The organism is Pseudomonas sp. MF08831, from assembly GCF_059862645.1.
Genome location: NZ_JCBCUX010000005.1, coordinates 215,916 through 242,086 on the forward strand (window position 1 = coordinate 215,916; position 26,171 = coordinate 242,086).

Here is a 26,171-nt window from a genome sequence, read left to right on the forward strand (position 1 = left end):
CTATGAGCGAGTTGTTGTCCTCAGTCAGTGAACACCTCCTGGCACCCGGTGGCGTGACCATCGAAAGCTTGCAAACCGTGCTCGGCGACTTGGCCGGGCCAGGCATCGACGCGGCGGACCTGTATTTCCAGGGGCAGATTTCCGAGTCATGGGCCCTCGAAGACGGCATCGTCAAAGAAGGCAGTTTCAACCTTGACCAAGGCGTGGGCGTGCGTGCGCAATCCGGTGAAAAGACCGGGTTTGCCTACAGTAATGCCATCACTCTTGAGGCACTGGGTCTGGCGGCACGCGCAGCGCGCTCGATTTCCCGCGCGGGCCAGAACGGCACGGTGCAGGCGTTCAGTACTCAGGACGTGGCGCAGTTGTACGCGCCGGATAACCCTCTGGAAGTGATCAGTCGTGCGGAAAAGGTCGATTTGCTCAAGCGTATCGACGCCGCCACCCGTGCCCTCGACCCGCGCATACAGCAAGTGACTGTGAGCATGGCCGGTGTGTGGGAACGCATTCTGGTGGCGTCCACCGATGGTGGGCTGGCGGCGGATGTACGGCCGCTGGTACGGTTTAATGTCAGTGTGATCGTCGAGCAGAATGGTCGCCGCGAGCGCGGTGGCCATGGCGGCGGCGGGCGTACCGACTACCGGTATTTCCTTTCCGATGACCGCGCCATGGGCTACGCCCGCGAGGCGCTGCGCCAGGCGCTGGTTAACCTGGAAGCCATTCCTGCACCGGCCGGTACCTTGCCGGTGGTATTGGGTTCGGGTTGGTCCGGGGTTTTGCTGCACGAAGCGGTGGGCCACGGCCTGGAGGGTGACTTCAACCGCAAGGGCAGTTCGGCCTACAGTGGGCGCATGGGCGAGATGGTCGCGTCCAAGCTGTGCACCATCGTCGATGACGGCACCTTGGCGGGTCGCCGTGGTTCGTTGAGCGTTGACGACGAAGGCACGCCGACCGAGTGCACCACGCTGATTGAAAACGGTGTGCTCAAGGGCTACATGCAGGACAAACTCAATGCGCGCCTGATGGGCGTGGCGCGCACCGGTAACGGCCGTCGCGAGTCCTACGCGCACTTGCCGATGCCACGTATGACCAACACCTACATGCTCGGTGGCGAAAGCGATCCGGCGGAAATCATCGCCTCGGTCAAACGCGGGATCTACTGCGCCAACCTCGGCGGCGGCCAGGTGGATATCACCAGCGGCAAGTTTGTGTTCTCCACCAGCGAGGCGTACCTGATCGAAGACGGCAAGATTACCGCGCCGGTCAAAGGGGCGACGTTGATTGGTAACGGGCCGGAAGCCATGAGCAAGGTGTCGATGGTCGGTAACGACCTGTCGCTGGACAGCGGCGTGGGGACGTGTGGCAAGGATGGGCAGTCGGTGCCGGTCGGCGTTGGCCAGCCAACGTTGAAGATTGATGCGATCACCGTGGGTGGCACGGGGTCGTAAGCGGTGGAGCTTCGGGTGGCGCAGAACGCCACCCGGGGAAGAGGATCAGCGCAGGCCGCGTTGAGTCTCGTCCAGCTCACGGATGTACTTGAAAATTTTACGGCTGGTGGCCGGAGCCTTGTTTTGCGCCAGTTCGTGCTGGGCCTGACGGATCAGGGAGCGCAGTTGCTGGCGGTCCGCGTCCGGGTAGTCCACCACAAATTTCTCCAGTACAGCGTCATCGCCCGAAATCAGGCGGTCACGCCAACGTTCCAGGTTATGGAAGCGTTCGTTGTACTGGCGAGTGGAGGCATCGAGTTGATCGAGCAAAGTCAAAATGGCGTCGGTGTCCTGATCGCGCATCAATTTGCCGATAAACATGATGTGCCGTTTACGCGCGATATTCGCGGTGTGCTTCGGCGCATCCGCCAGGGCCCGGCGCATTTCGTCGGTCAGTGGCAGTTTTGCAACCAAATCCGGCTTGAGCGTTGTAAGGCGCTCGCCAAGGTCAACCAGAGCATGCAGCTCGCGTTTGACCTGGGTTTTGCTTTTCTCCCCATCGAGGGAGTCGTCGTAAGAATCAACCATGGTGGCAGTCCGCAAAGAAACGCCGCCATGATAACCAGTCGGGGGCCGCTTGTCCGGCCCGGTCGCTCGATGGCCTTAACCGAAAGCAGAATTTGAGTGGAGAAAACCATGAGTGCAGCCCAAAGCGTCGGTCCGCAAGCGTTACCGGCACTGCAGGAACAAGTCGAGCAGATCCTTGCCGAAGCCAAGCGCCAGGGTGCCAGTGCCTGTGAAGTGGCCGTCTCGCTGGAGCAGGGGCTGTCGACGTCGGTGCGCCAGCGGGAAGTGGAAACTGTCGAATTCAATCGTGATCAGGGTTTTGGTATCACCTTGTATTCGGGGCAGCGCAAAGGCTCGGCGAGTACGTCAGCCAGCGGGCCGGAAGCGATACGCGAAACTGTCGCTGCTGCATTGGCGATTGCCAAGCACACGTCCGAAGATGAAAGCTCGGGCTTGGCCGACAAAGCGCTTATGGCCAAGGACTTGAAGGATTTTGATCTCTTTCACGCCTGGAACATCACGCCTGAGCAGGCTATCGAGCAAGCGCTGATCTGCGAAGCCGCGGCATTTGATGCCGATCCCCGTATCAAGAATGCTGATGGCACCACCCTCAGCACCCATCAGGGTTGCCGTGTTTACGGTAACAGCCACGGTTTTATCGGCGGTTACGCCTCCACTCGCCATAGCTTGAGCTGCGTGATGATCGCCGAAGCCGATGGCCAGATGCAGCGTGATTATTGGTACGACGTGAGCCGCCAGGGTGAATTGCTGGCGAACCCGGTCAGTATTGGTCAGCGCGCTGCACAGCGCGCGGCGAGCCGTTTGGGCGCGCGTCCGGTGCCGACATGTGAAGTGCCGGTGCTGTTCTCGGCCGAACTTGCCGGCGGCCTGTTTGGCAGCTTCCTGGGGGCGATTTCCGGTGGGAACCTGTACCGCAAGTCCTCGTTCCTCGAGGGTGCAATCGGCCAGAAGTTGTTCCCTGAGTGGCTGACCATCGATGAGCGTCCTCATCTGATGCGTGCCATGGGCAGTTCCGCCTTTGACGGTGACGGCCTGGCGACCTATGCCAAGCCGTTCGTCGAGAAGGGCGAGCTGGTCTCGTACGTGTTGGGCACTTACGCCGGTCGCAAGCTGGGTCTGCCGAGCACGGCCAACTCGGGAGGCGTGCACAACCTGTTCGTGACCCATGGCGATGAAGACCAGGCTGCGCTGCTGCGTCGCATGGGCCGCGGCCTGCTGGTGACTGAATTGATGGGCAGTGGCCTGAATATGGTGACAGGTGACTATTCCCGCGGCGCCGCCGGTTTCTGGGTGGAAAACGGCGAGATTCAGTTCGCTGTCCAGGAAGTGACTATCGCCGGCAACATGCGCGACATGTTCAAGCAGATCGTTGCCGTCGGTAACGATTTGGAGTTGCGCAGCAATATTCGCACGGGGTCGGTGTTGATCGAGCGGATGACCGTCGCCGGCAGCTAAACACTCAACGTCTCAAATAAAGGCGCGCCATCCTACAGATGGCGCGCCTTTTTTATGCTCGCGTCACGGCTGAATTTACGTGCCACCCTTGTTTTGATTCTCAATATCATTTAATAATAAATATCATTACCGAATGAGTGTGGATCATGAGTTCTGTCCTGCATGAGGATCCGTACCTGGAAAGCTGGCGCTGGATGAGTCGTCAGATTCGCTGCGGCCTCGATCCCAATGAACCTCGCCTGATCGAACATTACCTCAATGAGGGTCGATACCTGGCGTGCTGCACCGCGACCCATCCGTGGACGATCGCTGAAACCTCATTCCGTTTGTTGATCGACACCGCCAGCGATGTCGCCTTGCCCTGGCATTGGCGATCCATGTGCCTGGACCAGGCGTGGCGCCCGCTGCGTGACCTGGAAAAACTCTCTCACTGTGCCTGCCGCCTCAAGCGCTGGCAGACCTTTGCCTGGCAATTGGCGACCTGCGAATTGCTGCCCTCCCTTTCCGTTTCTGACCTGGTGCAAGGATCTTCCGATGAGTAACACCCGTATCGAACGCGACAGCATGGGCGAACTGCAAGTGCCTGCCGGGGCCTTGTATGGCGCGCAAACCCAGCGCGCGGTGAACAACTTCCCGATCAGCAACCTGCGTATGCCAGCGCAATTCATTCGCGCCCTGATTCTGGCCAAGGCCGCCGCGGCCAAGGTCAACGTCGACCTCAAACAGATCAGCGAAGGGCAAGGCAAAGCCATCGTCGATGCCGCCCAGGGTTTGCTGGAAGGTGATTACATGCCGCACTTTCCGGTGGATATCTTCCAGACCGGTTCCGGCACCAGCTCCAACATGAACGCCAACGAAGTGATCGCGACCCTCGCCAGCCGTTTGCTGGGCGAGGCGGTCAACCCCAATGACCACGTGAACTGCGGCCAAAGCAGCAACGACATCATCCCCACCACCATTCACGTCAGCGCCGCATTGGTGCTGCACGAGCAAACGCTGCCGGCCTTGCTGCACTTGGTGCAGGTGATCGAACGCAAGGCCGAGGAGGTCCACCCGTTCATCAAAACCGGACGCACCCACTTGATGGACGCCATGCCGGTGCGTATGAGCCAAGTGCTCAACGGCTGGGCACAACAACTCAAAGCCAATATCGGTCACCTGCAGGACTTGCTGCCGAGCTTGCAAGCCCTGGCTCAGGGCGGCACGGCGGTCGGCACCGGGATCAACGCACACCCGGAATTCGCTGCGCGTTTCAGCCAGCAACTGAGCACTCTGACCGGCGTGAAATTCACACCGGGCAAGAACCTGTTCGCGTTGATTGGCTCGCAGGACACCGCCGTGGCCGTCTCCGGCCAGTTGAAAACCACCGCCGTTTCGCTGATGAAAATTGCCAACGACTTGCGCTGGATGAACTCCGGACCGCTCGCAGGCCTGGGAGAAATCGAACTGGAAGGCTTGCAGCCGGGCTCTTCGATCATGCCTGGCAAGGTCAATCCGGTGATCCCCGAAGCGACTGCCATGGTTGCTGCGCAAGTCATCGGCAATGACACCGTGATCACTGTTGCGGGCCAGTCCGGCAACTTTGAACTCAACGTGATGCTGCCGATCATTGCCCAAAACCTGCTCAGCAGCCTCGAACTGCTGGCTAATTCCAGCCGATTGCTGGCGGACAAGGCCATCGCCAGCTTCAAAGTCAACGAGGCCAAGCTCAAGGAAGCGCTGTCGCGCAACCCGATCCTGGTCACGGCCCTCAACCCGATCATTGGTTACCAAAAAGCCGCTGAAATTGCCAAGAAGGCCTACCAGCAAGGCCGCCCGGTAATGGATGTCGCCCTTGAGCACACCGACTTGTCACGTAGCCAACTCGAGATCCTGCTGGATCCTGAAAAGCTCACGGCCGGCGGCGTGTAATCACCGACTCTGCTTTGGAGGCTCACCATGGAGCACTGGAAACGCACGATCGAACGAGCCAATCGCTGCTTTATGCAGGGCGAATTGGTTGACGCTCGCGAGGCTTATTTGCAAGCCCTGGCCTTGGCTCAAGTGTTATTCGAGCGCTGGGCGGATGCCGACGAAGCAGTGGCGGCTTGCGTCATCTCCCACCACAACCTGGCGGACTTGCACCTGCGCCTGAACCAGCCCGAGGAGAGCGCGGAATACCTGTGCGCTATCCACCAACGCCTGTTGCAGACCATGCAGGACTCGCGCCTGAGCCCGCAATTGCGCGAGGCGGCGCTGCGCCAGAGCAGCAAGACCTACGTCGAACTGTTGAACTTCATCAGTGATCACGGCGAATACCCGCGGACCCATCGCTTGCTGGGTGGCACTGCGGCTCAACCGCAAGCGTCGACCCGCAACAGTCCCTACTACGGAGCACATTGATATGTCCTACACCTTGCCTGCTTTGCCCTACGCCTATGATGCCCTGGAGCCGCATATCGATGCGCAGACCATGGAAATCCACTACACCAAGCATCACCAGACCTACATCAACAACCTGAATGCAGCGGTCGAGGGCACCGAGTTTGCGGGCTGGCCGGTTGAAAAGCTGGTCTCGAGCGTCCAGCAACTGCCGGAAAAACTTCGCGCCGCGGTGATCAACCAAGGTGGCGGTCACGCTAACCATTCGTTGTTCTGGGCGGTGATGTCGCCCAAAGGCGGCGGCAAACCCGAGGGCGCACTAGGCACAGCGATCGAGACCCAACTGGGCGGCTTCGACAGTTTCAAGGAAGCGTTCACCAAGGCGGCCTTGACCCGATTCGGCAGCGGCTGGGCCTGGTTGAGCGTCACGCCACAAAAGACTCTGGTGGTCGAGAGCAGCGGCAACCAGGACAGCCCACTGATGAACGGCAACACGCCGATCCTCGGCCTGGACGTCTGGGAGCACGCCTACTACTTGCTCTACCAGAACCGCCGCCCGGAATACATCAACGCCTTCTACAGCGTCATCAACTGGCCGGAAGTCGCCGCACGCTACCAGGCCGCCTTGGCCTGATATTCATCCAATAACAAGATCTAAGGCCGACTATGGGCACTGAAACACTGGCGATCAGCAGCGGACGAATGTTTCGCTATGCGTTTGGTTCGCTGCTGCTATTGGCAGGTACTGCATTGCTGGTGGCCCACGGGCTGGCCTGGCTGGATCTGGAACCGCGCATCCTGCGTGCCTTGCAGGGCGGGGCAATCTGCGCGCTTGGCACGGCACTGGGCGCAGTCCCGGTGCTGGTGATTCGTCGGATGCCGGTGGCGCTCAGCGATACCTTGCTGGGATTTGGCGCCGGTGTGATGTTGGCGGCGACGGCCTTTTCGCTGATCGTGCCGGGTATTGCGGCCGCTGAAGGTCTTGGTTTATCGCCTTGGGGAGCCAGTGGTTTGATCAGCTTCGGCATCATGCTCGGTGCGTTCGGGTTGTACCTGGTTGACCGCAAGGTCTCCGGCGCCAGCCCGGAAATGCTGGTGGGCACGCCGGACAGGCCGGTGATTCCACCGCGCATTTGGTTGTTCGTGTTTGCCATCATTGCCCACAACATTCCGGAGGGCATGGCCGTAGGTGTTTCCGCGGGTGGCGGCATGCCGGATGCCGACAGCCTGGCCATGGGCATCGCCCTGCAGGATGTTCCGGAAGGTCTAGTGATTGCACTGGTCTTGGCCGGGGCAGGGATGTCGCGGACCAAAGCGTTCCTGATCGGCGCTGCGTCAGGGTTGGTCGAACCGGTCTTTGCGGTGCTCTGCGCCTGGCTGGTGAGCCTGGCGGAAATTTTGTTGCCGCTGGGGCTCGCGCTGGCAGCTGGGGCGATGTTGCTCGTGGTGACGCACGAAGTGATTCCCGAATCGCGCCGCAATGGTCACGAAAAGCTTGCCAGCCTGGGGCTGTGCATCGGGTTCTGTTTGATGATGGTGATGGATACTGCTCTGGGATAAACCTCAGCCCACTTTCACAGGCCAGGCTTGGTGACGGTCGCCCGGTGAAGGTAAGGCTTGAGGGCGTCCTGCCAACAAGCCGAGTGCCTAGACGCGGTTATTCGCCTTCGTCAAAGAAGTTATTGATCAGCTTTACCAGAGCGTCCATCGCTTCCTGTTCTTGCTCACCCTCAGTCTTTAAGTGAATCCTGGTGCCCTTGCCGGCAGCCAGCATCATCATGGCCATGATGCTCTTGCCGTCGACCATGGATTCGGGCGTGCGCCCAGCCCGGATCTGACAGGGGAACTGCCCGGCCACACCGACGAATTTGGCGGAAGCGCGAGCGTGCAGGCCCAGCTTGTTGATGATTTCGATTTCCAAAGCGGGCATCGCGCAGGTGTTCCTTTCAGCTAAGGTCGCGGTGGCGAACCTGGACGTTCTTGAGGGTTTGTTGCAGCACCTGGCCCAGGCGTTCAGTCAGGTAGACAGAACGATGATGGCCGCCGGTGCAGCCGATGGCGATAGTGACATAGGCACGATTACTCGCGGCAAAACGTGGCAACCATTTAAGCAGGTAGCTGGAAATGTCCTGGAACATCTCTTCGACATCCGGTTGCGCAGCCAGGTACTCGGCCACCGGCTGATCCAGCCCGGACTGATCACGCAGCTCCGGCTTCCAGTAAGGGTTGGGCAGGCAGCGAACGTCGAACACCAGGTCGGCATCGACCGGCATGCCTCGTTTGAAGCCAAACGACTCGACGAGAAATGCCGTGCCAGGCTCTGGTTGATTCAGCAGGCGTAGCTTGATGGCGTCGCGCAGCTGATACAAGTTCAGGCCGGTGGTGTTGATCTTGAGATCGGCGAGGTCGATGATCGGTCCCAGCAGCGTGGTCTCGTCCTCAATGGCCTCGGCCAGCGAGCGGTGAGGGCTGCTCAGAGGATGGCGTCGACGGGTTTCAGAGAAGCGCTTGAGCAGCGTCTCTTCGTCGGCATCCAGGTACAGCACGTCGCAATTGATGTGCTTGGCCCGCACTTCTTCGAGCAATTCAGGAAAGCGCGAGAGGTGGCTGGGCAGATTACGGGCATCAATTGAAACGGCAACCAACGGCTGCGCCAACTCAGTATGAATCAGCGCACGCTCGGCCAATTCCGGCAGCAGGCCGGCGGGCAGGTTGTCGATGCAATAGAAGCCGTTGTCTTCAAGGACATTGAGTGCGGTGCTTTTACCCGAGCCGGAGCGGCCGCTGACGATGATCAAACGCATGATTACTGCCTGTTTTGTTCATCCAGGACAACCTGATAGAGCGCCTCGTTGCTGCTGGCACTGCGCAGTTTGTCGCGTACTTCCTTGCGGTCGAGCATGCTGGCGATCTGCCGGAGCAGCTCCAGGTGTGCATCGGTGGCGGCCTGCGGGACCAGCAGCACGAACAGCAGGTCAACCGGGGCGCCGTCGATGGCATCAAAATCGATTTTTTCTTGCAGGTGTAAAAGTGCACTTACGGGCGAAGTACAGCCTTCAAGGCGGCAGTGAGGAATGGCGATGCCGTTACCAAAACCGGTCGAACCCAGCTTTTCACGGTCAATCAGAGCCTTGAACACAACTTGCTCATCCAGCTCAGGCACTTCACGGCTGATCAGGTTAGCGATGTGTTCGAGGGCTTTCTTCTTGCTGCCGCCCGGCGCGTTCACGAGTGAACGGCCGGGGGTCAGGATGGTTTCAAGTTGGATCATGGGGGAGAGTTAACGACCTGTACCTTGCATCAGGTGCAGATACTTTTCCTTATGCTTTATGAGTTGGCGGTCCAGCTTGTCGTAGAGCGAGTCAATCGCTGCGTACATGTCTTCATGCTCCGCATTGGCGACTAGCTTCGCATTCGGTACGTGCAGGGTGGCCTCGATTTTTTGCTTGAGCTTGTCGACCTCCATGATGACCTGCACGTTGGTGATCTTGTCAAAATGCCCCGCAAGCTTGTTCAGCTTGCTCTCGGTGTACTCACGCAGGGGCTTGGTAACTTCTAGTTGGTGTCCACTGATGTTGACTTGCATACAGCTTCTCCTTCGTTGCCAGTGCATAAAGCGGCGGGTAGGAATACCCGCCACTGGAACGCTATGGCCCGCCCGTCACATCAAACGCTTACGCTCGCTGGAAGGCGCGATCCCGAGGGACTCGCGGTACTTGGCGACGGTTCGACGGGCGACCTGAATGCCTTGTGCCTCCAGTAAACCAGCGATCTTGCTGTCACTCAACGGCTTTTTCTGATTTTCCGCAGCAACCAGTTTTTTGATGATCGCGCGGATCGCCGTGGACGAGCATTCGCCGCCTTCGGAGGTACTGACATGGCTGGAGAAAAAGTATTTCAACTCATAAATACCCCGTGGGGTATGCATGAACTTCTGCGTGGTCACCCGGGAAATCGTTGATTCGTGCATGCCTACCGCCTCGGCGATGTCATGCAGCACCAACGGTTTCATTGCCTCGTCGCCATATTCCAGGAAGCCGCGCTGGTGCTCGACGATCTGGGTGGCCACTTTCATCAGGGTTTCGTTGCGGCTTTGCAGGCTCTTGATGAACCAGCGCGCTTCCTGCAACTGGTTGCGCATGAAGGTGTTGTCGGCACTGGTGTCGGCGCGGCGCACAAAGCCTGCGTATTGTGGGTTGACGCGCAAACGTGGCACCGATTCCTGGTTAAGCTCCACCAGCCAGCGTTCGTTGTCCTTGCGCACGATCACGTCGGGAACGACGTATTCGGCTTCGCTGGACTCGATTTGCGAGCCGGGGCGCGGATTGAGGCTCTGTACCAGCTCGATGACCTGGCGCAGGTCGTCTTCCTTGAGCTTCATGCGGCGCATCAACTGGCTGTAGTCGCGGCTGCCCAGCAGGTCGATGTAGTCGGTGACCAGGCGCTGGGCCTCGGCGAGCCAAGGTGTCTTGGCGGGCAGTTGACGCAATTGCAGCAGCAGGCACTCGCTGAGGGTGCGGGCGCCAATGCCGGCGGGCTCAAACTGTTGAATGCGGTGAAGGACGGCTTCGATTTCGTCCAGCTCGATGTCCAGTTCCGGGTCGAAGGCCTCGAGAATTTCATCAAGGGTTTCGTCCAGGTAGCCCTGGTTATTAATGCAGTCGATCAGGGTGACAGCGATCAGGCGATCGGTGTCGGACATCGGCGCGAGGTTAAGTTGCCACAACAAATGGCTTTGCAGGCTTTCGCCAGCGGACGTGCGGGTGGTGAAATCCCATTCGTCATCGTCATTGCTGGGCAGGCTGCTGGCGCTGGTCTGGTAAACGTCTTCCCACGCGGTATCCACGGGGAGGTCGTTGGGAATGCGTTCGTTCCATTCGCCTTCCTCAAGGTTATCCACCGTTGGGGCGGTTTCCTGGTAGGAGGGTTCCTGCACGTCGGAGTTGGGTTTTTGCTCGATGTTGTCGGCCAGCGGGTCTGCATTATCGAAGTCGTCGCCTTCTTCCTGGCGTTCGAGCATCGGATTGGACTCCAGGGCCTCCTGGATTTCCTGTTGCAGGTCCAGGGTCGACAATTGGAGCAGGCGGATGGCCTGTTGCAGCTGCGGTGTCATCGTCAGCTGCTGGCCCATTCTCAGGACTAGCGATGGTTTCATGGCAGGGGCTTAACACCTTATTCGCCGGCGCAATGCGCCATCCACGACAGGGCGCGTGAGCGCCAAACATAAGCAAATTATATGCCTGATGTCGGGGGCTTTGCCTAGAGCGCGGTAACAATAAAAAAACGAGGTTTTTATTGACTCCCGCGCGCCTTGGCGAACAGCCGTGACACCACGATGCTTACAGGCGGAACTCGTGGCCCAGGTACACTTCCTTGACCAGTTCGTTAGCCAGGATGGTGGCGGAATCGCCTTCGGCGATCAGTTGGCCATCGTTGACGATATAAGCCGTCTCACAGATATCGAGGGTTTCACGGACGTTGTGGTCAGTGATCAACACGCCGATGCCCTTGGCTTTGAGGTGATGGATGATCTGTTTGATGTCGCCGACCGAGATCGGGTCAACGCCGGCAAACGGTTCGTCCAGCAGGATGAACTTCGGTGCGGTTGCCAGTGCACGTGCGATTTCCACGCGACGGCGCTCACCACCGGACAGGCTCATGCCGAGGTTGTCGCGAATGTGGTTGATGTGGAATTCCTGAAGCAGGCTTTCCAGCTCCTTGCGGCGGCCGTCACGGTCGAGTTCCTTGCGGGTCTCGAGGATCGCCATGATGTTGTCCGACACCGACAGTTTGCGAAAGATCGACGCCTCCTGGGGGAGATAGCCGATACCTGCGCGTGCGCGACCGTGCATTGGCTGGTGACTCACGTCGAGGTCGTCGATCAATACACGGCCCTGATCCGCCTGGACCAGCCCGACGATCATATAGAAGCATGTGGTTTTGCCGGCACCGTTAGGGCCGAGCAGGCCGACGATCTGGCCACTGTCGATCGACAGGCTGACGTCGCGCACGACCTGACGGCTTTTGTAAGCCTTGGCCAGATGCTGGGCTTTGAGGGTTGCCATTAGTTTGCCTTCTTCGCAGCGGGTTTAGCCGCAGGCTGAGCGGCAGCGTCTTTCTGCTTGGGCTGGATAACCATGTCGATACGCGGCTTCGGCGTGCCGATCTTCGCGCCGGTGGCACGACCAGCCTGAGCGATCTGCTTCACGGTGTCATAGGTGATTTTCTCACCGTCCGTGGTATTGCCGTCGCTGCTCACAACCCTGGCCTGATCGATCAGGATGATACGGTTCTGCTGGGCGTGATACTGGATGGTCTTGCCGTAGCCCTTCATCGGAGCAGGATCTGCAGCAGCCTGCTTCTGTTCGAAATAGGCCAGGTTACCCACCGAAGTCACCACGTCGATGTCACCCGCAGGCGTACGCGTGAGCGTCACCGTGTTGCCGGTAATCTTCATCGAACCTTGGGTGATGATCACGGCGCCGGTGTAGGTTGCAACGCCTTGCTTGTCATCCAGCTGTGCATCGTCAGCCTGAATGTGGATCGGTTGCTGGCTATCGTTCGGCAGAGCCCAGGCGCTCACGCTTCCCAGTGCTGCGCCCAGACCGAGCAAAATAGGGAGGGTTTTAACGAGCCTCATACTGTCCTCTTACGTTCGATAGCAGGTGTATCCTGCTTTCTTTCAAATACGCTTTCATTCCCTTGCCAGTCGATACACCGCCAGCGCCGTCGATTCTAACGTCTTGCTCGGTCTGCGCATATTGCTGTTGTGGGAAAACGGTCATGCGACTGCTGGTAATAATAGTGTCGCGGTTCTTATCGTCAGTACGTGCAACACGTACCGAGTCGATCAGTTCTACCTGAGTGCCGTCCGGGTTGACTTCGCCATGCTTGCTGGTGACATGCCAAGGGAACTCAGTGCCGCGGTACAAGTTCATGTCCGGGTTGGTCAGCAACGTGACTTCGGACGACTTCAAGTGCTCGACTTTGTCCGAGGTCATTTCATACTGAACCTTGCCATCCGGCAGGAACTGTACGCTGTAGGCGTTGGTTGCGTAATAGTCGATAGCGCCTGTGTCAACCTGCCCGACAGGCTTGTCGAGAAAGCGTTCGGGGCTGATATTCCAGTAGCCTACCGCCAGAAACAGCGCGGCGATGATCCCGAACAGCAGGAAATTGCGAATCTTTTTGCTCAGCATAAAACGCTCTATAAGTAGGCGGCATGTGCCGCTTCAAGGCTGCCCTGGGCACGCAGGATCAATTCACAGAACTCGCGGGCGGCACCTTCGCCGCCACGGGCCGTGGTGATGCCATGGGCGTGCTCGCGAACAAAGGTCGCCGCATTGGCAACGGCCATGCCCAGACCTACGCGGCGGATAACCGGGAGGTCGGGCAGGTCATCGCCCAAGTAGGCGACCTGCTCATAGCTTAGGTTGAGTTGGCCAAGAAGCTCGTCCAGAACCACCAGTTTATCCTCACGGCCCTGATACAGGTGAGGAATACCCAGGTTTTGTGCACGGCGTTCCACAACCGGTGTTTTTCGACCGCTGATAATCGCAGTTTGCACGCCCGCGGCCATCAACATTTTGATGCCTTGGCCGTCGAGGGTGTTGAACGTCTTGAATTCACTGCCATCTTCGAGGAAGTACAGGCGGCCGTCGGTCAGCACGCCATCGACGTCGAAAATCGCCAGTTTGATGTGTTTACCGCGTTGCAGCAGGTCGCTGGTCATTTACATCACTCCCGCACGCAGCAAGTCGTGCATGTTCAGGGCGCCAACCGGGTGATCGTCGCCGTCGACGACTACCAGCGCAAGAATCTTGTGGTCTTCCATGATCTTCAACGCTTCGGCCGCGAGCATTTCCGGGCGTGCGGTCTTGCCGTGAGGGGTCATGACTTCATCGATCGTCGCCGTTTGAATGTCGAGATTGCGGTCCAGCGTACGGCGCAGGTCACCGTCAGTGAAAACGCCGGCCAGACGCCCGTCGGACTCCAGAATGACAGTCATGCCCAGGCGTTTGAGGGTCATTTCCATCAGCGCGTCCTTTAGCAGGGTGCCGCGCTGGACGTGGGGCAGTTCATCGCCCGAATGCATGACGTTTTCCACTTTCAGCAGCAAGCGACGGCCGAGAGCGCCGCCTGGATGCGAAAACGCGAAATCTTCAGCGGTAAAGCCGCGGGCTTCCAAGAGCGCCACGGCCAAGGCATCGCCCATCACCAGGGCAGCGGTAGTCGAGGACGTCGGCGCCAGGTTCAGCGGGCAGGCCTCGTGGGCGACGTGAACATTCAAGTTCACTTCCGCGGCCTTGGCCAGCGTCGAATCCGGGTTGCCGGTAATGCTGACCATCTTGATGCCCAGGCGCTTGATCAGCGGCAGCAGGGTCACGATTTCGTTGGTGGTGCCGGAGTTCGACAATGCCAGGATGATGTCATCCTTGGTGATCATGCCCATGTCGCCGTGGCTGGCTTCGGCCGGGTGTACGAAAAAAGCCGTGGTTCCGGTGCTGGCCAACGTAGCGGCAATCTTGTTGCCGACGTGGCCTGACTTGCCCATGCCAACCACGACAACGCGGCCTTTGCTGGCCAGAATCATCTCGCAGGCACGTACGAAATCCGCGTCGATATGGGCCAGCAAGCCTTCTACGGCTTCTAGCTCGAGACGGATGGTGCGTTGTGCGGATTGAATAAGGTCGCTGGATTGGCTCATGTCTGAAATCGTATAGCCTGACGAAAAGTCGGCGATTATAGCGGTAATGATCAATTCCCTCACGCAAGTTCGTCAGGGTTTATTCTGCTTGAGCAAGAGAATCATGCCCGGCAGGGTTTTTTTCCCTGTCCCCAATCTGAACGAGCGCTGTTCCGGCCTTGGGGGCTCTGTACCAGCAGTGATATAGTTCGCCGCCAGTTCGGTCCGCCCAACCCATGTGACTAAATAATGCGCACCCGTTGCAAACTATTGCGCGACCATTGCAAACGAATGTCGCAAACATGGTGTCTGAGTGAAAGGCTGCATCCCAAGGAGATTAGATGAGTGCCGATAACGCCTACGCGGTCGAGCTGAAGGGCCTTACCTTCAAGCGCGGGACGCGCAGCATCTTCAATAACGTCGATATTCGCATTCCCCGCGGTAAAGTCACGGGCATCATGGGGCCTTCCGGTTGCGGCAAGACCACCCTGTTGCGCCTGATGGGTATGCAATTGCGCCCTAGCGCCGGCGAAGTGTGGGTCAACGGCCAGAACCTGCCGACGCTGTCGCGCAGCGATCTGTTCGATGCCCGCAAGCATATGGGCGTGCTGTTCCAGAGCGGCGCCTTGTTCACCGACCTCGATGTTTTCGAAAACGTGGCGTTTCCGCTGCGGGTGCATACCGAGCTGTCCGATGAAATGATTCGTGACATCGTGTTGCTGAAACTGCAGGCCGTTGGCCTTCGCGGCGCCATTGACCTGATGCCTGATGAATTGTCCGGCGGCATGAAGCGCCGTGTCGCTTTGGCGCGTGCCATTGCTCTCGATCCGCAGATCCTCATGTATGACGAGCCCTTCGTCGGTCAGGACCCCATCGCCATGGGCGTGCTGGTGCGGTTGATCCGCCTGCTCAACGATGCGCTCGGCATCACCAGTATCGTGGTGTCCCACGACCTGGCTGAAACCGCGAGCATCGCCGACTACCTTTATGTAGTAGGCGATGGTCAGGTGCTGGGACAAGGCACGCCTGAAGAGTTGATGAACGCTGACAACCCGCGCATTCGCCAATTCATGACCGGCGATCCTGATGGCCCGGTGCCTTTTCATTTTCCGGCAGCGGACTACCGCTCAGATCTTCTGGGGAAGCGCTGATGCGCAAGACATCTCTCATCGAAAAGGTTCGCCTTTTCGGTCGCTCGGGCATCGACATGGTCGAAGTGCTTGGGCGTTCGACGATTTTCCTGTTTCACGCGTTGCTCGGTCGCGGCGGCATTGGTGGCGGCTTTGGTCTGCTGCTCAAACAACTGCACTCCGTCGGCGTGATGTCCCTGGTCATCATCGTGGTTTCCGGGATTTTCATCGGCATGGTGCTGGCGTTGCAGGGGTTCAACATTCTCTCCAGCTACGGCTCGGAGCAGGCAGTGGGGCAGATGGTCGCCCTGACGCTGTTGCGTGAACTGGGCCCGGTGGTCACCGCCTTGCTGTTTGCCGGGCGCGCAGGTTCTGCGCTGACTGCCGAGATCGGTAACATGAAGTCCACCGAGCAGTTGTCCAGCCTGGAAATGATCGGCGTGGACCCGCTCAAGTACATCGTTGCCCCGCGCCTGTGGGCCGGCTTCATTTCCCTGCCACTGCTGGCGATGATTTTCAGCGTGGTAGGCATCTGGGGCGGTTCGTGGGTGGCGGTTGACTGGTTGGGCGTCTATGACGGCTCGTACTGGGGCAACATGCAAAACAGCGTGACCTTCAGCGGCGACGTGCTCAATGGCATCATCAAAAGCATCGTTTTCGCCTTTGTAGTGACCTGGATCGCCGTATTCCAAGGCTATGACTGTGAGCCCACTTCAGAGGGGATCAGTCGCGCCACCACCAAGACCGTTGTGTACGCCTCGCTGGCGGTACTGGGCCTTGACTTCATTTTGACCGCCTTGATGTTTGGAGATTTCTGATGCAAAACCGCACTGTGGAAATCGGTGTCGGCCTTTTCTTGCTGGCTGGCATCCTGGCTTTACTGTTGCTGGCCCTGCGAGTCAGTGGCCTTTCGGCCAGCCCGACCGCCGATACTTATAAACTTTACGCTTACTTCGACAATATCGCCGGTTTGACTGTCAGAGCTAAAGTGACCATGGCCGGTGTGACCATCGGCAAGGTCACGGCAATCGATCTGGATCGCGACAGCTTCACCGGGCGAGTAACCATGCAGGTAGACAAGAAGGTAGATAATCTGCCGACTGACTCCACTGCATCTATTCTCACTGCGGGTCTGCTGGGCGAGAAGTACATCGGCGTCAGCGTGGGCGGGGAAACAGCCCTGCTCAAGGATGGTTCGACAATCCACGACACACAGTCGTCGCTGGTGCTTGAAGACTTGATCGGTAAATTCCTGCTCAATACGGTCAATAAAGACGCCAAATGAGGAATCTGTTCATGATCTCTACCTTGCGACGTGGCCTGCTGGTGCTGCTTGCAGCGCTGCCCTTGATGGCCAACGCGGCGGGTTCTGCGCACGATCTGGTGCAGGACACGACCAACAAAATGTTGGCTGACCTGACTGCCAACAAAGAGCAGTACAAGCAAGACCCAAGCAAGTTCTACGATGCGCTCAACACCATTGTCGGGCCAGTGGTTGATGCCGAAGGCATTTCCCGCAGCATCATGACGGTCAAGTATTCGCGCAAGGCAACGCCTGCGCAGATGCAGACCTTCCAGGAAAACTTCAAAAAGGGCCTGTTCCAGTTCTACGGTAATGCCCTGCTGGAATACAACAACCAGGGGATTACCGTTGCTCCGGCCGGGGATGAGTCAGGTGACCGCACCAGCGTCAACATGACCGTCAAAGGCACCAACGGCGCCGTCTACCCTGTGCAGTACACGCTGGAGAAGGTCAAAGGCGAGTGGAAACTGCGCAACGTGATCATCAACGGCATCAACATTGGCAAGCTGTTCCGCGATCAGTTCGCTGACGCCATGCAGCGCAATGGCAACGACCTGGACAAAACCATCAATGGTTGGGCCGGTGAAGTCGCCAAGGCCAAGGAAGAAACCGACAAACAAGCTGCCGGGAAGCCTGCGCAATGACCGAGTCGGCTGTTCGGCTTGGCGACGCTGGCGAGTTATTTCTGAGCGGCGTGCTCGATTACCGCTCCGGGCCTGACCTGCGCAAGCAGGGCCAGGCGCTGATCAACAGCAGCAACGCGCCTGCGCTGGTGCTGGACTGCTCGGCAGTGACCAAGTCCAGCAGCGTCGGTTTGTCATTGTTGCTGTGCTTCATGCGTGATGCCGAGGCGGTCAAAAAGCCGGTCAGCATCCGTGCGTTGCCTGAGGACATGCGCGAAATTGCCGAAGTTTCCGGTCTGACCGAGCTTCTGGCGCATCCTTAATAGCCAATATCAAGGAAGCCCCCCGTCAGAGTCCTGCTATGCGGGGTTCGCAGGCGCGGGGCTTTTTTGTATGATGTGCGACCCGTGCGCACTGGGCGCCGATAGAGGTTGAGCATGCAGGCCCTAGAAGTTAAAAGCTTCCTTGAAGGAAAGCTGCCCGAAACGAACGTAGAAGTTGAAGGCGAAGGCTGCAATTTCCAGCTGAACGTGATTAGCGATGAACTGGCGGCATTGAGCCCGGTCAAGCGTCAACAGCAGATCTATGCCCATTTAAACCCGTGGATCACCGATGGCAGCATCCACGCGGTCACTATGAAATTTTTCAGCCGCGCGGCCTGGGCCGAGCGCACCTGAGCCCCCAAGGCGTCGAGATTCTTATGGATAAATTGATTATTACCGGCGGTGCCCGCCTTGATGGCGAGATCCGCATTTCCGGTGCGAAAAACTCTGCCTTGCCGATTCTGGCAGCGACCCTGCTGTGCGATGGCCCGGTGACTGTGGCCAACCTGCCGCACTTGCACGACATCACCACCATGATCGAGCTGTTCGGTCGCATGGGCATTGAGCCTGTGATCGACGAGAAACTGTCCGTCGAAATCGACCCGCGCACCATCAAGACTCTGATCGCTCCGTACGAGCTGGTGAAAACCATGCGCGCATCGATCCTGGTGCTGGGCCCTATGGTTGCCCGTTTCGGTGAGGCCGAAGTGGCACTGCCTGGCGGTTGCGCCATCGGTTCGCGTCCGGTCGACCTGCACATCCGTGGCCTTGAGGCCATGGGCGCAACCATCGACGTCGAAGGCGGCTACATCAAGGCCAAGGCGCCGGAAGGCGGCCTGCGTGGTGCCAACTTCTTCTTTGATACCGTCAGCGTGACCGGTACCGAGAACATCATGATGGCCGCAGCCCTGGCCAACGGCCGCAGCGTCCTGCAAAACGCCGCGCGCGAGCCGGAAGTAGTCGACCTGGCCAACTTCCTGATCGCCATGGGTGCCAACATCACCGGCGCCGGCACTGACACCATCACCATCGACGGTGTTAAGCGTCTGCACTCGGCCACTTATAAAGTGATGCCGGACCGTATCGAGACCGGCACCTACCTGGTGGCTGCCGCCGTTACGGGTGGCCGCGTCAAGGTCAAGGACACCGATCCGACCATCCTTGAAGCCGTCCTGGAAAAACTCAAGGAAGCCGGTGCTGAAATCACCACCGGTGCCGACTGGATCGAGCTGAACATGCACGGCAAGCGGCCAAAAGCCGTCAACGTGCGGACCGCTCCTTACCCGGCGTTCCCGACCGACATGCAAGCGCAGTTCATTTCCTTGAACGCGATTGCCGAAGGCACCGGTGCCGTGATCGAAACCATTTTCGAAAACCGCTTCATGCACGTGTATGAACTTCACCGCATGGGCGCCAAGATTCAGGTCGAAGGCAACACCGCCATCGTCACCGGTATCGACAAGCTCAAGGGCGCGCCAGTGATGGCTACCGACCTGCGCGCGTCGGCCAGCCTGGTCATCTCGGCACTGTGCGCTGACGGCGACACGCTGATCGACCGCATCTACCACATAGACCGTGGTTACGAGTGCATCGAAGAGAAACTGCAGATGCTCGGCGCCAAGATCCGCCGCGTGCCGGGCTAGTCGCAGTAGCGGTAAACACCGTCACTGTGGCGAACGGGCTTGTCGAGTCGTCGTACCGGCCGCGTAGCGCCCTCCAAGACGGGACTGCTATGCAGTCCAGCGTTGGACAAGCCCGCTCGCCACGGGATGGTGTTTTGCTGTTAACTGAGTGTGTCCCTGCTGAATTTGTTTCAAATCGAGGCTGTAATGGCCTCGATCTGTGTCTGGCGCCGTCTGCGACCGGACAGCAATAGCCTGATGAAGGACTGACGTTTCCCATGTTGACCATCGCACTGTCCAAGGGCCGCATCCTTGACGACACTTTGCCGCTTCTGGCTGAAGCGGGCATCGTGCCGACCGAGAATCCGGACAAGAGCCGCAAGCTGATCATCCCCACGACCCAGGACGACGTTCGCCTGCTGATCGTGCGTGCCACTGACGTGCCGACTTACGTTGAACATGGCGCGGCCGACCTCGGTGTCGCGGGTAAAGACGTGTTGATGGAATACGGCGGCCAGGGCCTGTACGAGCCATTGGACCTGCGTATTGCCCTGTGCAAGCTGATGACCGCCGGCCGTGTCGGTGACGTCGAGCCCAAAGGCCGCCTGCGCGTGGCGACCAAGTTCGTCAACGTTGCCAAGCGTTACTATGCCGAGCAAGGTCGCCAGGTCGACATCATCAAGCTCTACGGCTCGATGGAACTGGCACCGCTGATCGGCCTGGCCGACAAGATCATCGACGTAGTCGACACCGGCAACACGCTGCGTGCCAACGGCCTTGAGCCTCAGGATTTTATTGCCGACATCAGCTCGCGACTGATCGTCAACAAAGCTTCGATGAAAATGCAACACGCCCGTATCCAGGCGTTGATCGACACCCTGCGCAAGGCAGTGGAGTCTCGACACCGCGGTTGACTCACCTGCGCGGCCCTAGGTCGCGCCCGTCTATCCGCCTCATAGCCAGAATTCTCAGGTGCCCAAGCGGATCGACTGCTAACGTTCGGCGCCTGAGCATTTTTGCCAATCCTATGAGGCCCTCGCTATGACCACGTCCACTGCAATTGCCCGACTCAACGCTGCCGACCCGGATTTCGCCCATCATCTGGATCATCTGCTGAGCTGGGAAAGCGTGTCCGACGACTCGGTCAACCAGCGGGTGCTCGACATCATCAAGGCCGTGCGCGAGCGCGGTGATGCGGCGCTGGTAGATTTCACCCGCCAGTTCGACGGCCTCGACGTCGCGTCGATGTCCGACCTGATCCTGCCGCGCGAGCGCCTGGAGCTGGCCCTCACACGCATCACCGCGCCCCAGCGTGAAGCCCTGGAAGTGGCAGCGGCACGCGTACGCAGCTACCACGAAAAACAGAAACAGGATTCCTGGAGCTACACCGAGGCCGACGGCACCGTGCTGGGCCAGAAGGTCACGCCGCTGGACCGCGCGGGGCTGTACGTGCCGGGCGGTAAAGCCTCGTACCCGTCGTCGGTGTTGATGAACGCTATCCCGGCCAAAGTGGCGGGCGTGACCGAAGTGGTCATGGTCGTGCCAACGCCGCGTGGCGAAATCAACGAGTTGGTGCTGGCTGCCGCGTGCATCGCCGGGGTTGACCGCGTGTTCACCATCGGCGGCGCTCAAGCTGTCGCGGCCCTGGCCTATGGCACCGAAAGTGTGCCGAAGGTCGATAAAGTGGTCGGCCCAGGCAACATCTATGTCGCCACCGCCAAGCGCCACGTGTTCGGCCAGGTCGGTATCGACATGATCGCCGGCCCTTCGGAAATCCTGGTGGTGTGTGACGGCCAGACCGACCCGGACTGGATCGCCATGGACCTGTTCTCCCAGGCCGAGCATGACGAGGACGCCCAGGCGATCCTGGTCAGCCCCGACGCCGAGTTCCTCGACAAGGTCGCCGCCAGCATCGACAAGCTGCTGCCGACCATGGACCGCGCCGAGATCATCGAGAAGTCGATCAATGGCCGTGGCGCGCTGATCCTGGTACGCGACATGGAGCAGGCCATCGAGGTGGCCAACCGCATCGCGCCGGAGCACCTGGAGTTGTCCGTGGCCGACCCACAAGCCTGGCTGCCGTCGATTCGCCACGCTGGCGCGATCTTCATGGGCCGCCACACCAGTGAAGCCCTGGGCGACTACTGCGCCGGCCCGAACCACGTGCTGCCGACCTCCGGCACCGCGCGTTTCTCGTCGCCGCTCGGCGTGTATGACTTCCAGAAGCGCTCCTCGATCATCTTCTGCTCGCCACAAGGCGCTTCCGAGCTGGGCAAGACCGCCTCGGTGCTGGCCCGTGGTGAATCCCTGAGCGCTCACGCCCGCAGCGCCGAATACCGCATCCTTGAAGAGGGGAACTGAGACATGAGCAAATTCTGGAGCCCCTTCGTCAAGAATCTCGTGCCGTACGTGCCCGGCGAGCAGCCGAAGCTGACCAAGCTGGTCAAGCTCAACACCAACGAGAACCCCTACGGCCCATCGCCCAAGGCGCTCGCGGCAATGCAGGTCGAGTTGAACGACAACTTGCGCCTGTACCCGGACCCCAACAGCGACCTGCTCAAGCAGGCGGTAGCCAAGTATTACGGAATCGACGCCGGCAAGGTCTTTCTCGGCAACGGTTCCGATGAAGTCCTGGCGCACATCTTTCACGGCCTGTTCCAGCACGACTTGCCGTTGTTGTTCCCGGACATCAGCTACAGCTTCTATCCGGTCTACTGCGGGCTCTACGGCATCACGTCTGAACCGGTGCCGCTGGACGAGCAGTTCCAGATTCGTGTGGCCGACTACGCGAAGCCCAATGGCGGGATCATCTTCCCCAACCCGAACGCGCCTACCGGCTGCGTACTGGCGCTGGACGCGGTGGAGCAACTCCTCAAGGCCAGCCCGGACTCGGTGGTGGTGGTCGATGAAGCCTATATCGACTTCGGCGGCGAAACCGCTATTAGCCTGGTAGACCGTTACCCGAACCTGCTGGTGACCCAGACCCTGTCCAAGTCGCGCTCACTGGCCGGTCTGCGTGTAGGCCTGGCGGTGGGGCACCCGGACCTGATTGAGGCGCTGGAGCGGGTCAAGAACAGCTTCAACTCCTACCCGCTGGATCGCCTGGCGATTGTCGGCGCGGCGGCGGCGTTTGAAGACCGTGAGTACTTCCAGAAGACCTGCCAATTGGTGATCGACAGCCGTGAAAAGCTCGTGGCGCAACTGGAAGCCAAGGGGTTTGAAGTACTGCCGTCTGCGGCCAACTTCATCTTTGCTCGGCATCCAGGGCACGACGCTGCCGGGCTGGCGGCCAAAGTGCGGGAGCAGGGGGTGATTGTGCGGCACTTCAAGCAGGAGCGGATTGCCCAGTTCCTGCGGATCAGTATTGGCACGCCTGAGCAGAACCAGGCGCTGATTGATGCGTTGGGCGAGCTCTAAGCCACACTGAAGCTCAAAAAATGTGGGAGCGGGGTTGCTCGCGAATGCAGAGGTTCAGTCACTGATGTGCTCAATGACACACTGCATTCGCGAGCAAGCCCGCTCCCACATTCGTGTTGCGTTGGCAGTTAGATCAGCGGCTCATCCGGCTTCTTGTTCTTCCAGCCATCATTGCCCGGCAGCAGCAGGTTCAAACCAATCGCTACCACCGCGCACAGGGCAATGCCCTTGAGGCCGAAATCATCCGGGCCGGTGCCGGTGCCGACCAGCACACCGCCAATCCCGAACACCAGGGTCACCGACACAATCACCAGATTGCGCGCCTCGCCGAGGTCGATCTTGTGGCGGATCAGCGTGTTCATGCCCACCGCCGCAATCGAGCCGAACAGCAGGCACAGAATGCCGCCCATCACCGGCACTGGGATGCTTTGCAGCAGTGCGCCGAACTTACCGATAAACGCCAGGCTGATGGCAAATACCGCCGCCCAGGTCATGATTTTCGGGTTGTAGTTCTTGGTCAGCATCACCGCGCCGGTCACTTCGGCGTAGGTGGTGTTCGGCGGGCCGCCAAACAGGCCGGCGGCCGTGGTGGCAATACCGTCACCCAACAGCGTGCGATGCAGTCCAGGTTTCTTCAGGTAGTCGCGACCGGTCACGCTGCCCACCGCAATTACACCGCCGATATGCTCGATCGCCGGGGCCAGGGCCACCGGGACGATGAACAGAATCGCCTGCCAGTTGAACTCCGGCGCGGTGAAGTGGGGCAGGGCGAACCAGGGCGCAGCGGCGATCTTCGCCGTGTCGACTACACCAAAGTAGAACGACATGGCAAAGCCCACCAGCACACCGGAAATGATCGGCACCAGGCGGAATATGCCTTTGCCGAACACCGCCACGATCAACGTGGTCAGCAGCGCCGGCATCGAGATCAGCATCGCCGTCTGGTAATGGATCAGCTCGCTGCCATCCCCGGCTTTGCCCATTGCCATGTTGGCGGCAATCGGCGCCATGGCCAGGCCGATGGAAATGATCACCGGGCCGATGACCACCGGCGGCAGCAGCCGGTCGATGAAACCGGTGCCTTTGACCTTCACTGCCAGGCCGAGGAAGGTATAAACGAAACCGGCCGCCATCACCCCGCCCATGGTCGCCGCGAGGCCGAACTGGCCCTTGGCGAGAATGATCGGGGTGATAAACGCAAAGCTCGATGCCAGGAATACCGGCACCTGCCGCCCTGTCACCACCTGGAACAGCAACGTGCCCAGGCCAGCGGTAAACAGTGCGACGTTTGGATCAAGACCTGTGATCAGCGGCATCAACACCAACGCGCCAAATGCTACGAAGAGCATCTGTGCGCCAGACAGGATCTGGCGCCAAAGCGGGTCGTTGAAATCATCCTGCATGCTCACGCGTCCTTCTGCTTGGTGCCGAAGATCTTGTCACCGGCATCGCCCAGGCCTGGGATGATGTAGCCGTGTTCGTTCAGGCGCTCATCGATGGACGCGGTGTAGATCTGCACGTCCGGGTGGGCCTTCTCGACGGCGGCGATGCCTTCGGGCGCAGCCACCAGCACCATGGCGCGGATGTCTTTGCAGCCGGCTTTTTTCAGCAGGTCGATGGTGGCGACCATGGAACTGCCGGTGGCGAGCATCGGGTCGATGATCATCGCCAGGCGCTCGTTGATTTCCGGAACGAGTTTTTCCAGGTAGGTGTGAGCCTGCAAGGTTTCCTCATTACGGGCAACGCCGACGGCGCTGACTTTGGCGCCCGGGATCAGGCTGAGCACGCCCTCGAGCATGCCGATACCGGCGCGCAGGATCGGTACCACGGTGATTTTCTTACCGGCGATTTTCTCGACCTGGACGGGGCCGGCCCAACCAGGAATCTCGTAGGTTTCCAGGGGCAAATCTTTGGTTGCTTCGTAAGTGAGCAGCGCTCCGACTTCCTGAGCAAGCTCACGGAAGTTCTTCGTGCTAATGTCGGCACGGCGCATAAGGCCGAGTTTGTGTCTGATCAGCGGGTGGCGGATCTCGCGAGTGGGCATGGGAAAAGCTCCGGCGGCGGGCAAAAAAACCGGCCTAGATTAATCTATCCGAGGGTGTTGTCCTATAGACATCTAGTACGTTAGTCCATTAAGGCTTGATCGTTGCGCCTCACATGCGTACCTTTGCCCGCTTTTCTTGCCACAGCACCCCCTTGGAGAGCGCCATGTCCGCTGATCTCGAGCATATCCGTCAAATCATGCGCGAGGCTGACTGCCTGTACACCGAAGCGCAAGTCGAAGAGGCGATCGCCAAGGTCGGCGCGCACATCACCCGCGAAATGGCCGACACCAACCCGGTGGTCTTCTGCGTGATGAACGGTGGCCTGATCTTCGCCGGCAAACTGCTGACTCACCTGCAGTTCCCGCTGGAAGCCTCCTACCTGCACGCCACCCGTTATCGCAACGAAACCAGCGGCGGCGACCTGTTCTGGAAAGCCAAGCCGGAAGTCTCGTTCATCGACCGCGACGTGCTGATCATCGACGACATCCTCGATGAAGGGCACACCCTGGGCGCGATCATCGACTTCTGCAAACACGCCGGCGCGCGCAAAGTGCACACCGCCGTGCTGATCGACAAAGACCATGACCGCAAAGCACGTCCGGACCTGAAAGCCGATTACGTCGGTCTGCCATGCATCGACCGCTACATTTTCGGTTACGGCATGGACTACAAAGGCTACTGGCGTAATGCCAATGGGATCTTCGCCGTCAAAGGGATGTAAGCCATGGTCCGCTTTCTTGATCAAACACTGTTCACCGAACTGGCCGAGAAAGCGGCCGCCAGCCCCCGTGGCCGGCACCATCATAACCTTCATCAGATGGAAGAGCCTTGCCATCGCCTGGCCGTTGGCATGCAACCCGACACCTATGTGCCGCCGCATCGGCACCTGAGTGCGGACAAGGCAGAGACCCTGATGGTGCTCAAGGGCGCCCTGGGCCTGCTGGTTTTCAGCGAAACCGGTGAGGTGATCGCCAAGCGCGTCCTGCGGGCGGGCGGCGAGTGTGCAGGTGTCGACCTGCCGCCCGGCGTATTTCACGGCCTGGTGGTGCTGGAGCCCGACAGCGTGATGTTTGAATGCAAGGCCGGGCCGTATCGACCCGTAGGCGAGGGCGAGTTGGCTGACTGGGCGCCACACGAAGGCGATGCTGGCGTTGCCGAGTATCGACGCTGGATGCTCGCCCAGTTCGATTGAGC

The 26,171-nt window shown here is 59.5% G+C and carries 32 protein-coding genes; 19 read left to right on the top strand and 13 right to left on the bottom strand.

Annotation, left to right across the window (positions count from 1 at the left end):
* Window positions 1-2 precede the first annotated feature (2 nt).
* Window positions 3-1,445, top strand: coding sequence for a metalloprotease TldD (gene tldD / locus AC19YS_RS12765; protein ID WP_106578669.1), 1,443 nt, complete (start codon window positions 3-5; stop codon window positions 1,443-1,445).
* A 45-nt stretch (window positions 1,446-1,490) separates the two neighbouring features.
* Here tldD and yjgA read toward each other — a convergent pair whose 3' ends face one another.
* Window positions 1,491-2,012, bottom strand: coding sequence for a ribosome biogenesis factor YjgA (gene yjgA, locus AC19YS_RS12770; RefSeq protein WP_083360139.1), 522 nt, complete (start codon window positions 2,010-2,012; stop codon window positions 1,491-1,493).
* A gap of 108 nt (window positions 2,013-2,120) precedes the next feature.
* On the opposite strand from yjgA, the gene pmbA reads away from it, so the two are divergent.
* From pmbA to AC19YS_RS12800, 6 genes are all read left to right on the top strand, one after another.
* On the top strand, window positions 2,121-3,467 hold the full coding sequence (pmbA, locus tag AC19YS_RS12775) for a metalloprotease PmbA (protein WP_200624373.1): 1,347 nt from the start codon (window positions 2,121-2,123) through the stop codon (window positions 3,465-3,467).
* A 146-nt stretch (window positions 3,468-3,613) separates the two neighbouring features.
* On the top strand, window positions 3,614-4,009 hold the full coding sequence (locus AC19YS_RS12780) for a FagA protein (protein WP_119736607.1): 396 nt from the start codon (window positions 3,614-3,616) through the stop codon (window positions 4,007-4,009).
* Window positions 4,002-5,378 (top strand): class II fumarate hydratase, encoded by a 1,377-nt coding sequence (locus AC19YS_RS12785; RefSeq protein ID WP_200624374.1) that lies wholly within the window; start codon window positions 4,002-4,004, stop codon window positions 5,376-5,378. The genes AC19YS_RS12780 and AC19YS_RS12785 overlap by 8 nt, the downstream gene beginning before the upstream one ends.
* A 27-nt stretch (window positions 5,379-5,405) precedes the next feature.
* Entirely contained in the window at window positions 5,406-5,849 is a 444-nt protein-coding gene (locus AC19YS_RS12790; protein WP_124416444.1) for a DUF2753 family protein, read from the top strand.
* A 1-nt stretch (window position 5,850) separates the two neighbouring features.
* On the top strand, window positions 5,851-6,462 hold the full coding sequence (locus AC19YS_RS12795) for a superoxide dismutase (RefSeq protein WP_106578674.1): 612 nt from the start codon (window positions 5,851-5,853) through the stop codon (window positions 6,460-6,462).
* Between the two features lie 32 nt (window positions 6,463-6,494).
* Complete coding sequence (locus AC19YS_RS12800; RefSeq protein ID WP_200624375.1) at window positions 6,495-7,388, top strand: ZIP family metal transporter; 894 nt, start codon at window positions 6,495-6,497, stop codon at window positions 7,386-7,388.
* A 97-nt stretch (window positions 7,389-7,485) separates the two neighbouring features.
* On the opposite strand, the gene AC19YS_RS12805 is transcribed toward AC19YS_RS12800, so the two are convergent.
* From AC19YS_RS12805 to AC19YS_RS12850, 10 genes are all read right to left on the bottom strand, one after another.
* Entirely contained in the window at window positions 7,486-7,758 is a 273-nt protein-coding gene (locus tag AC19YS_RS12805; protein WP_106578676.1) for an HPr family phosphocarrier protein, read from the bottom strand.
* 16 nt (window positions 7,759-7,774) lie between these two features.
* Complete coding sequence (gene rapZ, locus AC19YS_RS12810; RefSeq protein WP_106578677.1) at window positions 7,775-8,632, bottom strand: RNase adapter RapZ; 858 nt, start codon at window positions 8,630-8,632, stop codon at window positions 7,775-7,777.
* A gap of 2 nt (window positions 8,633-8,634) precedes the next feature.
* A complete protein-coding gene (ptsN, locus tag AC19YS_RS12815) occupies window positions 8,635-9,099 on the bottom strand; it encodes a PTS IIA-like nitrogen regulatory protein PtsN (RefSeq protein WP_058419319.1) in 465 nt (154 codons plus the stop codon).
* 9 nt (window positions 9,100-9,108) lie between these two features.
* Window positions 9,109-9,414 carry a ribosome hibernation-promoting factor, HPF/YfiA family gene (gene hpf, locus AC19YS_RS12820; protein WP_106578678.1) on the bottom strand — a complete coding sequence of 102 codons (306 nt, stop codon included), beginning with the start codon at window positions 9,412-9,414 and terminating at the stop codon, window positions 9,109-9,111.
* Between the two features lie 75 nt (window positions 9,415-9,489).
* The gene (locus AC19YS_RS12825; protein WP_106578679.1) at window positions 9,490-10,983 is read right to left on the bottom strand and encodes an RNA polymerase factor sigma-54; all 1,494 of its coding nucleotides are present in this window, start codon (window positions 10,981-10,983) and stop codon (window positions 9,490-9,492) included.
* A 184-nt stretch (window positions 10,984-11,167) separates the two neighbouring features.
* Window positions 11,168-11,893: an LPS export ABC transporter ATP-binding protein gene (gene lptB / locus AC19YS_RS12830; protein WP_016974288.1), complete on the bottom strand. Its 726-nt coding sequence runs from the start codon at window positions 11,891-11,893 to the stop codon at window positions 11,168-11,170.
* Complete coding sequence (gene lptA, locus AC19YS_RS12835; protein ID WP_119736616.1) at window positions 11,893-12,468, bottom strand: lipopolysaccharide transport periplasmic protein LptA; 576 nt, start codon at window positions 12,466-12,468, stop codon at window positions 11,893-11,895. The genes lptB and lptA overlap by 1 nt, the downstream gene beginning before the upstream one ends.
* Window positions 12,455-13,027 carry an LPS export ABC transporter periplasmic protein LptC gene (gene lptC / locus AC19YS_RS12840; RefSeq protein WP_200624376.1) on the bottom strand — a complete coding sequence of 191 codons (573 nt, stop codon included), beginning with the start codon at window positions 13,025-13,027 and terminating at the stop codon, window positions 12,455-12,457. The genes lptA and lptC overlap by 14 nt, the downstream gene beginning before the upstream one ends.
* Before the next feature lie 8 nt (window positions 13,028-13,035).
* Window positions 13,036-13,560: a KdsC family phosphatase gene (locus tag AC19YS_RS12845; protein ID WP_106578682.1), complete on the bottom strand. Its 525-nt coding sequence runs from the start codon at window positions 13,558-13,560 to the stop codon at window positions 13,036-13,038.
* Window positions 13,561-14,535 carry a KpsF/GutQ family sugar-phosphate isomerase gene (locus tag AC19YS_RS12850; protein WP_106578683.1) on the bottom strand — a complete coding sequence of 325 codons (975 nt, stop codon included), beginning with the start codon at window positions 14,533-14,535 and terminating at the stop codon, window positions 13,561-13,563. It abuts the gene before it with no gap.
* 320 nt (window positions 14,536-14,855) lie between these two features.
* Between AC19YS_RS12850 and AC19YS_RS12855 the strand changes: the two genes are divergently transcribed.
* The 10 genes from AC19YS_RS12855 (at window position 14,856) to hisC (ending at window position 22,932) form a co-directional block, all read left to right on the top strand.
* Entirely contained in the window at window positions 14,856-15,665 is an 810-nt protein-coding gene (locus tag AC19YS_RS12855; RefSeq protein ID WP_200624377.1) for an ATP-binding cassette domain-containing protein, read from the top strand.
* On the top strand, window positions 15,665-16,462 hold the full coding sequence (mlaE, locus tag AC19YS_RS12860; protein WP_106578684.1) for a lipid asymmetry maintenance ABC transporter permease subunit MlaE: 798 nt from the start codon (window positions 15,665-15,667) through the stop codon (window positions 16,460-16,462). The genes AC19YS_RS12855 and mlaE overlap by 1 nt, the downstream gene beginning before the upstream one ends.
* Window positions 16,462-16,929 carry an outer membrane lipid asymmetry maintenance protein MlaD gene (mlaD, locus tag AC19YS_RS12865; protein ID WP_005784855.1) on the top strand — a complete coding sequence of 156 codons (468 nt, stop codon included), beginning with the start codon at window positions 16,462-16,464 and terminating at the stop codon, window positions 16,927-16,929. The genes mlaE and mlaD overlap by 1 nt, the downstream gene beginning before the upstream one ends.
* Before the next feature lie 11 nt (window positions 16,930-16,940).
* The gene (locus AC19YS_RS12870; protein WP_119736621.1) at window positions 16,941-17,591 is read left to right on the top strand and encodes an MlaC/ttg2D family ABC transporter substrate-binding protein; all 651 of its coding nucleotides are present in this window, start codon (window positions 16,941-16,943) and stop codon (window positions 17,589-17,591) included.
* The gene (locus AC19YS_RS12875; protein ID WP_106578686.1) at window positions 17,588-17,893 is read left to right on the top strand and encodes an STAS domain-containing protein; all 306 of its coding nucleotides are present in this window, start codon (window positions 17,588-17,590) and stop codon (window positions 17,891-17,893) included. Before AC19YS_RS12870 ends, AC19YS_RS12875 begins: the two co-directional genes overlap by 4 nt.
* A gap of 114 nt (window positions 17,894-18,007) precedes the next feature.
* Window positions 18,008-18,247 (top strand): BolA family protein, encoded by a 240-nt coding sequence (locus AC19YS_RS12880; protein WP_008434291.1) that lies wholly within the window; start codon window positions 18,008-18,010, stop codon window positions 18,245-18,247.
* Window positions 18,248-18,270: 23 nt separating this feature from the next.
* Complete coding sequence (murA, locus tag AC19YS_RS12885) at window positions 18,271-19,536, top strand: UDP-N-acetylglucosamine 1-carboxyvinyltransferase (protein ID WP_106578687.1); 1,266 nt, start codon at window positions 18,271-18,273, stop codon at window positions 19,534-19,536.
* Window positions 19,537-19,793: 257 nt separating this feature from the next.
* A complete protein-coding gene (hisG, locus tag AC19YS_RS12890) occupies window positions 19,794-20,429 on the top strand; it encodes an ATP phosphoribosyltransferase (RefSeq protein ID WP_003188599.1) in 636 nt (211 codons plus the stop codon).
* Between the two features lie 127 nt (window positions 20,430-20,556).
* Window positions 20,557-21,876 (top strand): histidinol dehydrogenase, encoded by a 1,320-nt coding sequence (hisD, locus tag AC19YS_RS12895; protein ID WP_106578689.1) that lies wholly within the window; start codon window positions 20,557-20,559, stop codon window positions 21,874-21,876.
* Between the two features lie 3 nt (window positions 21,877-21,879).
* Window positions 21,880-22,932: a histidinol-phosphate transaminase gene (gene hisC / locus AC19YS_RS12900; protein ID WP_200624378.1), complete on the top strand. Its 1,053-nt coding sequence runs from the start codon at window positions 21,880-21,882 to the stop codon at window positions 22,930-22,932.
* 128 nt (window positions 22,933-23,060) lie between these two features.
* On the opposite strand, the gene AC19YS_RS12905 is transcribed toward hisC, so the two are convergent.
* Both AC19YS_RS12905 and upp read right to left on the bottom strand, forming a co-directional pair.
* Window positions 23,061-24,335: a uracil-xanthine permease family protein gene (locus AC19YS_RS12905; protein ID WP_106578691.1), complete on the bottom strand. Its 1,275-nt coding sequence runs from the start codon at window positions 24,333-24,335 to the stop codon at window positions 23,061-23,063.
* A gap of 2 nt (window positions 24,336-24,337) precedes the next feature.
* On the bottom strand, window positions 24,338-24,976 hold the full coding sequence (gene upp, locus AC19YS_RS12910) for a uracil phosphoribosyltransferase (protein WP_017138223.1): 639 nt from the start codon (window positions 24,974-24,976) through the stop codon (window positions 24,338-24,340).
* A 164-nt stretch (window positions 24,977-25,140) separates the two neighbouring features.
* Between upp and AC19YS_RS12915 the strand changes: the two genes are divergently transcribed.
* Window positions 25,141-25,698 carry a hypoxanthine-guanine phosphoribosyltransferase gene (locus AC19YS_RS12915; RefSeq protein ID WP_025856323.1) on the top strand — a complete coding sequence of 186 codons (558 nt, stop codon included), beginning with the start codon at window positions 25,141-25,143 and terminating at the stop codon, window positions 25,696-25,698.
* Between the two features lie 3 nt (window positions 25,699-25,701).
* On the top strand, window positions 25,702-26,169 hold the full coding sequence (locus AC19YS_RS12920) for a WbuC family cupin fold metalloprotein (protein WP_119736627.1): 468 nt from the start codon (window positions 25,702-25,704) through the stop codon (window positions 26,167-26,169).
* The last annotated feature ends 2 nt before the right edge of the window (window positions 26,170-26,171 follow it).

Coding starts and splice junctions, on each gene's coding strand:
- lptB (WP_016974288.1), bottom strand. CDS start 11,893: ATGGCAACCCTCAAAGCCCAGCATCTGGCCAAGGCTTACAAAAGCCGT.
- AC19YS_RS12790 (WP_124416444.1), top strand. CDS start 5,406: ATGGAGCACTGGAAACGCACGATCGAACGAGCCAATCGCTGCTTTATG.
- lptA (WP_119736616.1), bottom strand. CDS start 12,468: ATGAGGCTCGTTAAAACCCTCCCTATTTTGCTCGGTCTGGGCGCAGCA.
- hisD (WP_106578689.1), top strand. CDS start 20,557: ATGACCACGTCCACTGCAATTGCCCGACTCAACGCTGCCGACCCGGAT.
- murA (WP_106578687.1), top strand. CDS start 18,271: ATGGATAAATTGATTATTACCGGCGGTGCCCGCCTTGATGGCGAGATC.
- ptsN (WP_058419319.1), bottom strand. CDS start 9,099: ATGATCCAACTTGAAACCATCCTGACCCCCGGCCGTTCACTCGTGAAC.
- hisC (WP_200624378.1), top strand. CDS start 21,880: ATGAGCAAATTCTGGAGCCCCTTCGTCAAGAATCTCGTGCCGTACGTG.
- mlaE (WP_106578684.1), top strand. CDS start 15,665: ATGCGCAAGACATCTCTCATCGAAAAGGTTCGCCTTTTCGGTCGCTCG.
- tldD (WP_106578669.1), top strand. CDS start 3: ATGAGCGAGTTGTTGTCCTCAGTCAGTGAACACCTCCTGGCACCCGGT.
- AC19YS_RS12875 (WP_106578686.1), top strand. CDS start 17,588: ATGACCGAGTCGGCTGTTCGGCTTGGCGACGCTGGCGAGTTATTTCTG.
- pmbA (WP_200624373.1), top strand. CDS start 2,121: ATGAGTGCAGCCCAAAGCGTCGGTCCGCAAGCGTTACCGGCACTGCAG.
- yjgA (WP_083360139.1), bottom strand. CDS start 2,012: ATGGTTGATTCTTACGACGACTCCCTCGATGGGGAGAAAAGCAAAACC.
- hisG (WP_003188599.1), top strand. CDS start 19,794: ATGTTGACCATCGCACTGTCCAAGGGCCGCATCCTTGACGACACTTTG.
- rapZ (WP_106578677.1), bottom strand. CDS start 8,632: ATGCGTTTGATCATCGTCAGCGGCCGCTCCGGCTCGGGTAAAAGCACC.
- lptC (WP_200624376.1), bottom strand. CDS start 13,027: ATGCTGAGCAAAAAGATTCGCAATTTCCTGCTGTTCGGGATCATCGCC.
- AC19YS_RS12805 (WP_106578676.1), bottom strand. CDS start 7,758: ATGCCCGCTTTGGAAATCGAAATCATCAACAAGCTGGGCCTGCACGCT.
- AC19YS_RS12850 (WP_106578683.1), bottom strand. CDS start 14,535: ATGAGCCAATCCAGCGACCTTATTCAATCCGCACAACGCACCATCCGT.
- AC19YS_RS12920 (WP_119736627.1), top strand. CDS start 25,702: ATGGTCCGCTTTCTTGATCAAACACTGTTCACCGAACTGGCCGAGAAA.
- AC19YS_RS12800 (WP_200624375.1), top strand. CDS start 6,495: ATGGGCACTGAAACACTGGCGATCAGCAGCGGACGAATGTTTCGCTAT.
- AC19YS_RS12795 (WP_106578674.1), top strand. CDS start 5,851: ATGTCCTACACCTTGCCTGCTTTGCCCTACGCCTATGATGCCCTGGAG.
- AC19YS_RS12905 (WP_106578691.1), bottom strand. CDS start 24,335: ATGCAGGATGATTTCAACGACCCGCTTTGGCGCCAGATCCTGTCTGGC.
- upp (WP_017138223.1), bottom strand. CDS start 24,976: ATGCCCACTCGCGAGATCCGCCACCCGCTGATCAGACACAAACTCGGC.
- AC19YS_RS12780 (WP_119736607.1), top strand. CDS start 3,614: ATGAGTTCTGTCCTGCATGAGGATCCGTACCTGGAAAGCTGGCGCTGG.
- AC19YS_RS12915 (WP_025856323.1), top strand. CDS start 25,141: ATGTCCGCTGATCTCGAGCATATCCGTCAAATCATGCGCGAGGCTGAC.
- hpf (WP_106578678.1), bottom strand. CDS start 9,414: ATGCAAGTCAACATCAGTGGACACCAACTAGAAGTTACCAAGCCCCTG.
- AC19YS_RS12880 (WP_008434291.1), top strand. CDS start 18,008: ATGCAGGCCCTAGAAGTTAAAAGCTTCCTTGAAGGAAAGCTGCCCGAA.
- AC19YS_RS12845 (WP_106578682.1), bottom strand. CDS start 13,560: ATGACCAGCGACCTGCTGCAACGCGGTAAACACATCAAACTGGCGATT.
- AC19YS_RS12825 (WP_106578679.1), bottom strand. CDS start 10,983: ATGAAACCATCGCTAGTCCTGAGAATGGGCCAGCAGCTGACGATGACA.
- AC19YS_RS12785 (WP_200624374.1), top strand. CDS start 4,002: ATGAGTAACACCCGTATCGAACGCGACAGCATGGGCGAACTGCAAGTG.
- AC19YS_RS12870 (WP_119736621.1), top strand. CDS start 16,941: ATGATCTCTACCTTGCGACGTGGCCTGCTGGTGCTGCTTGCAGCGCTG.
- AC19YS_RS12855 (WP_200624377.1), top strand. CDS start 14,856: ATGAGTGCCGATAACGCCTACGCGGTCGAGCTGAAGGGCCTTACCTTC.
- mlaD (WP_005784855.1), top strand. CDS start 16,462: ATGCAAAACCGCACTGTGGAAATCGGTGTCGGCCTTTTCTTGCTGGCT.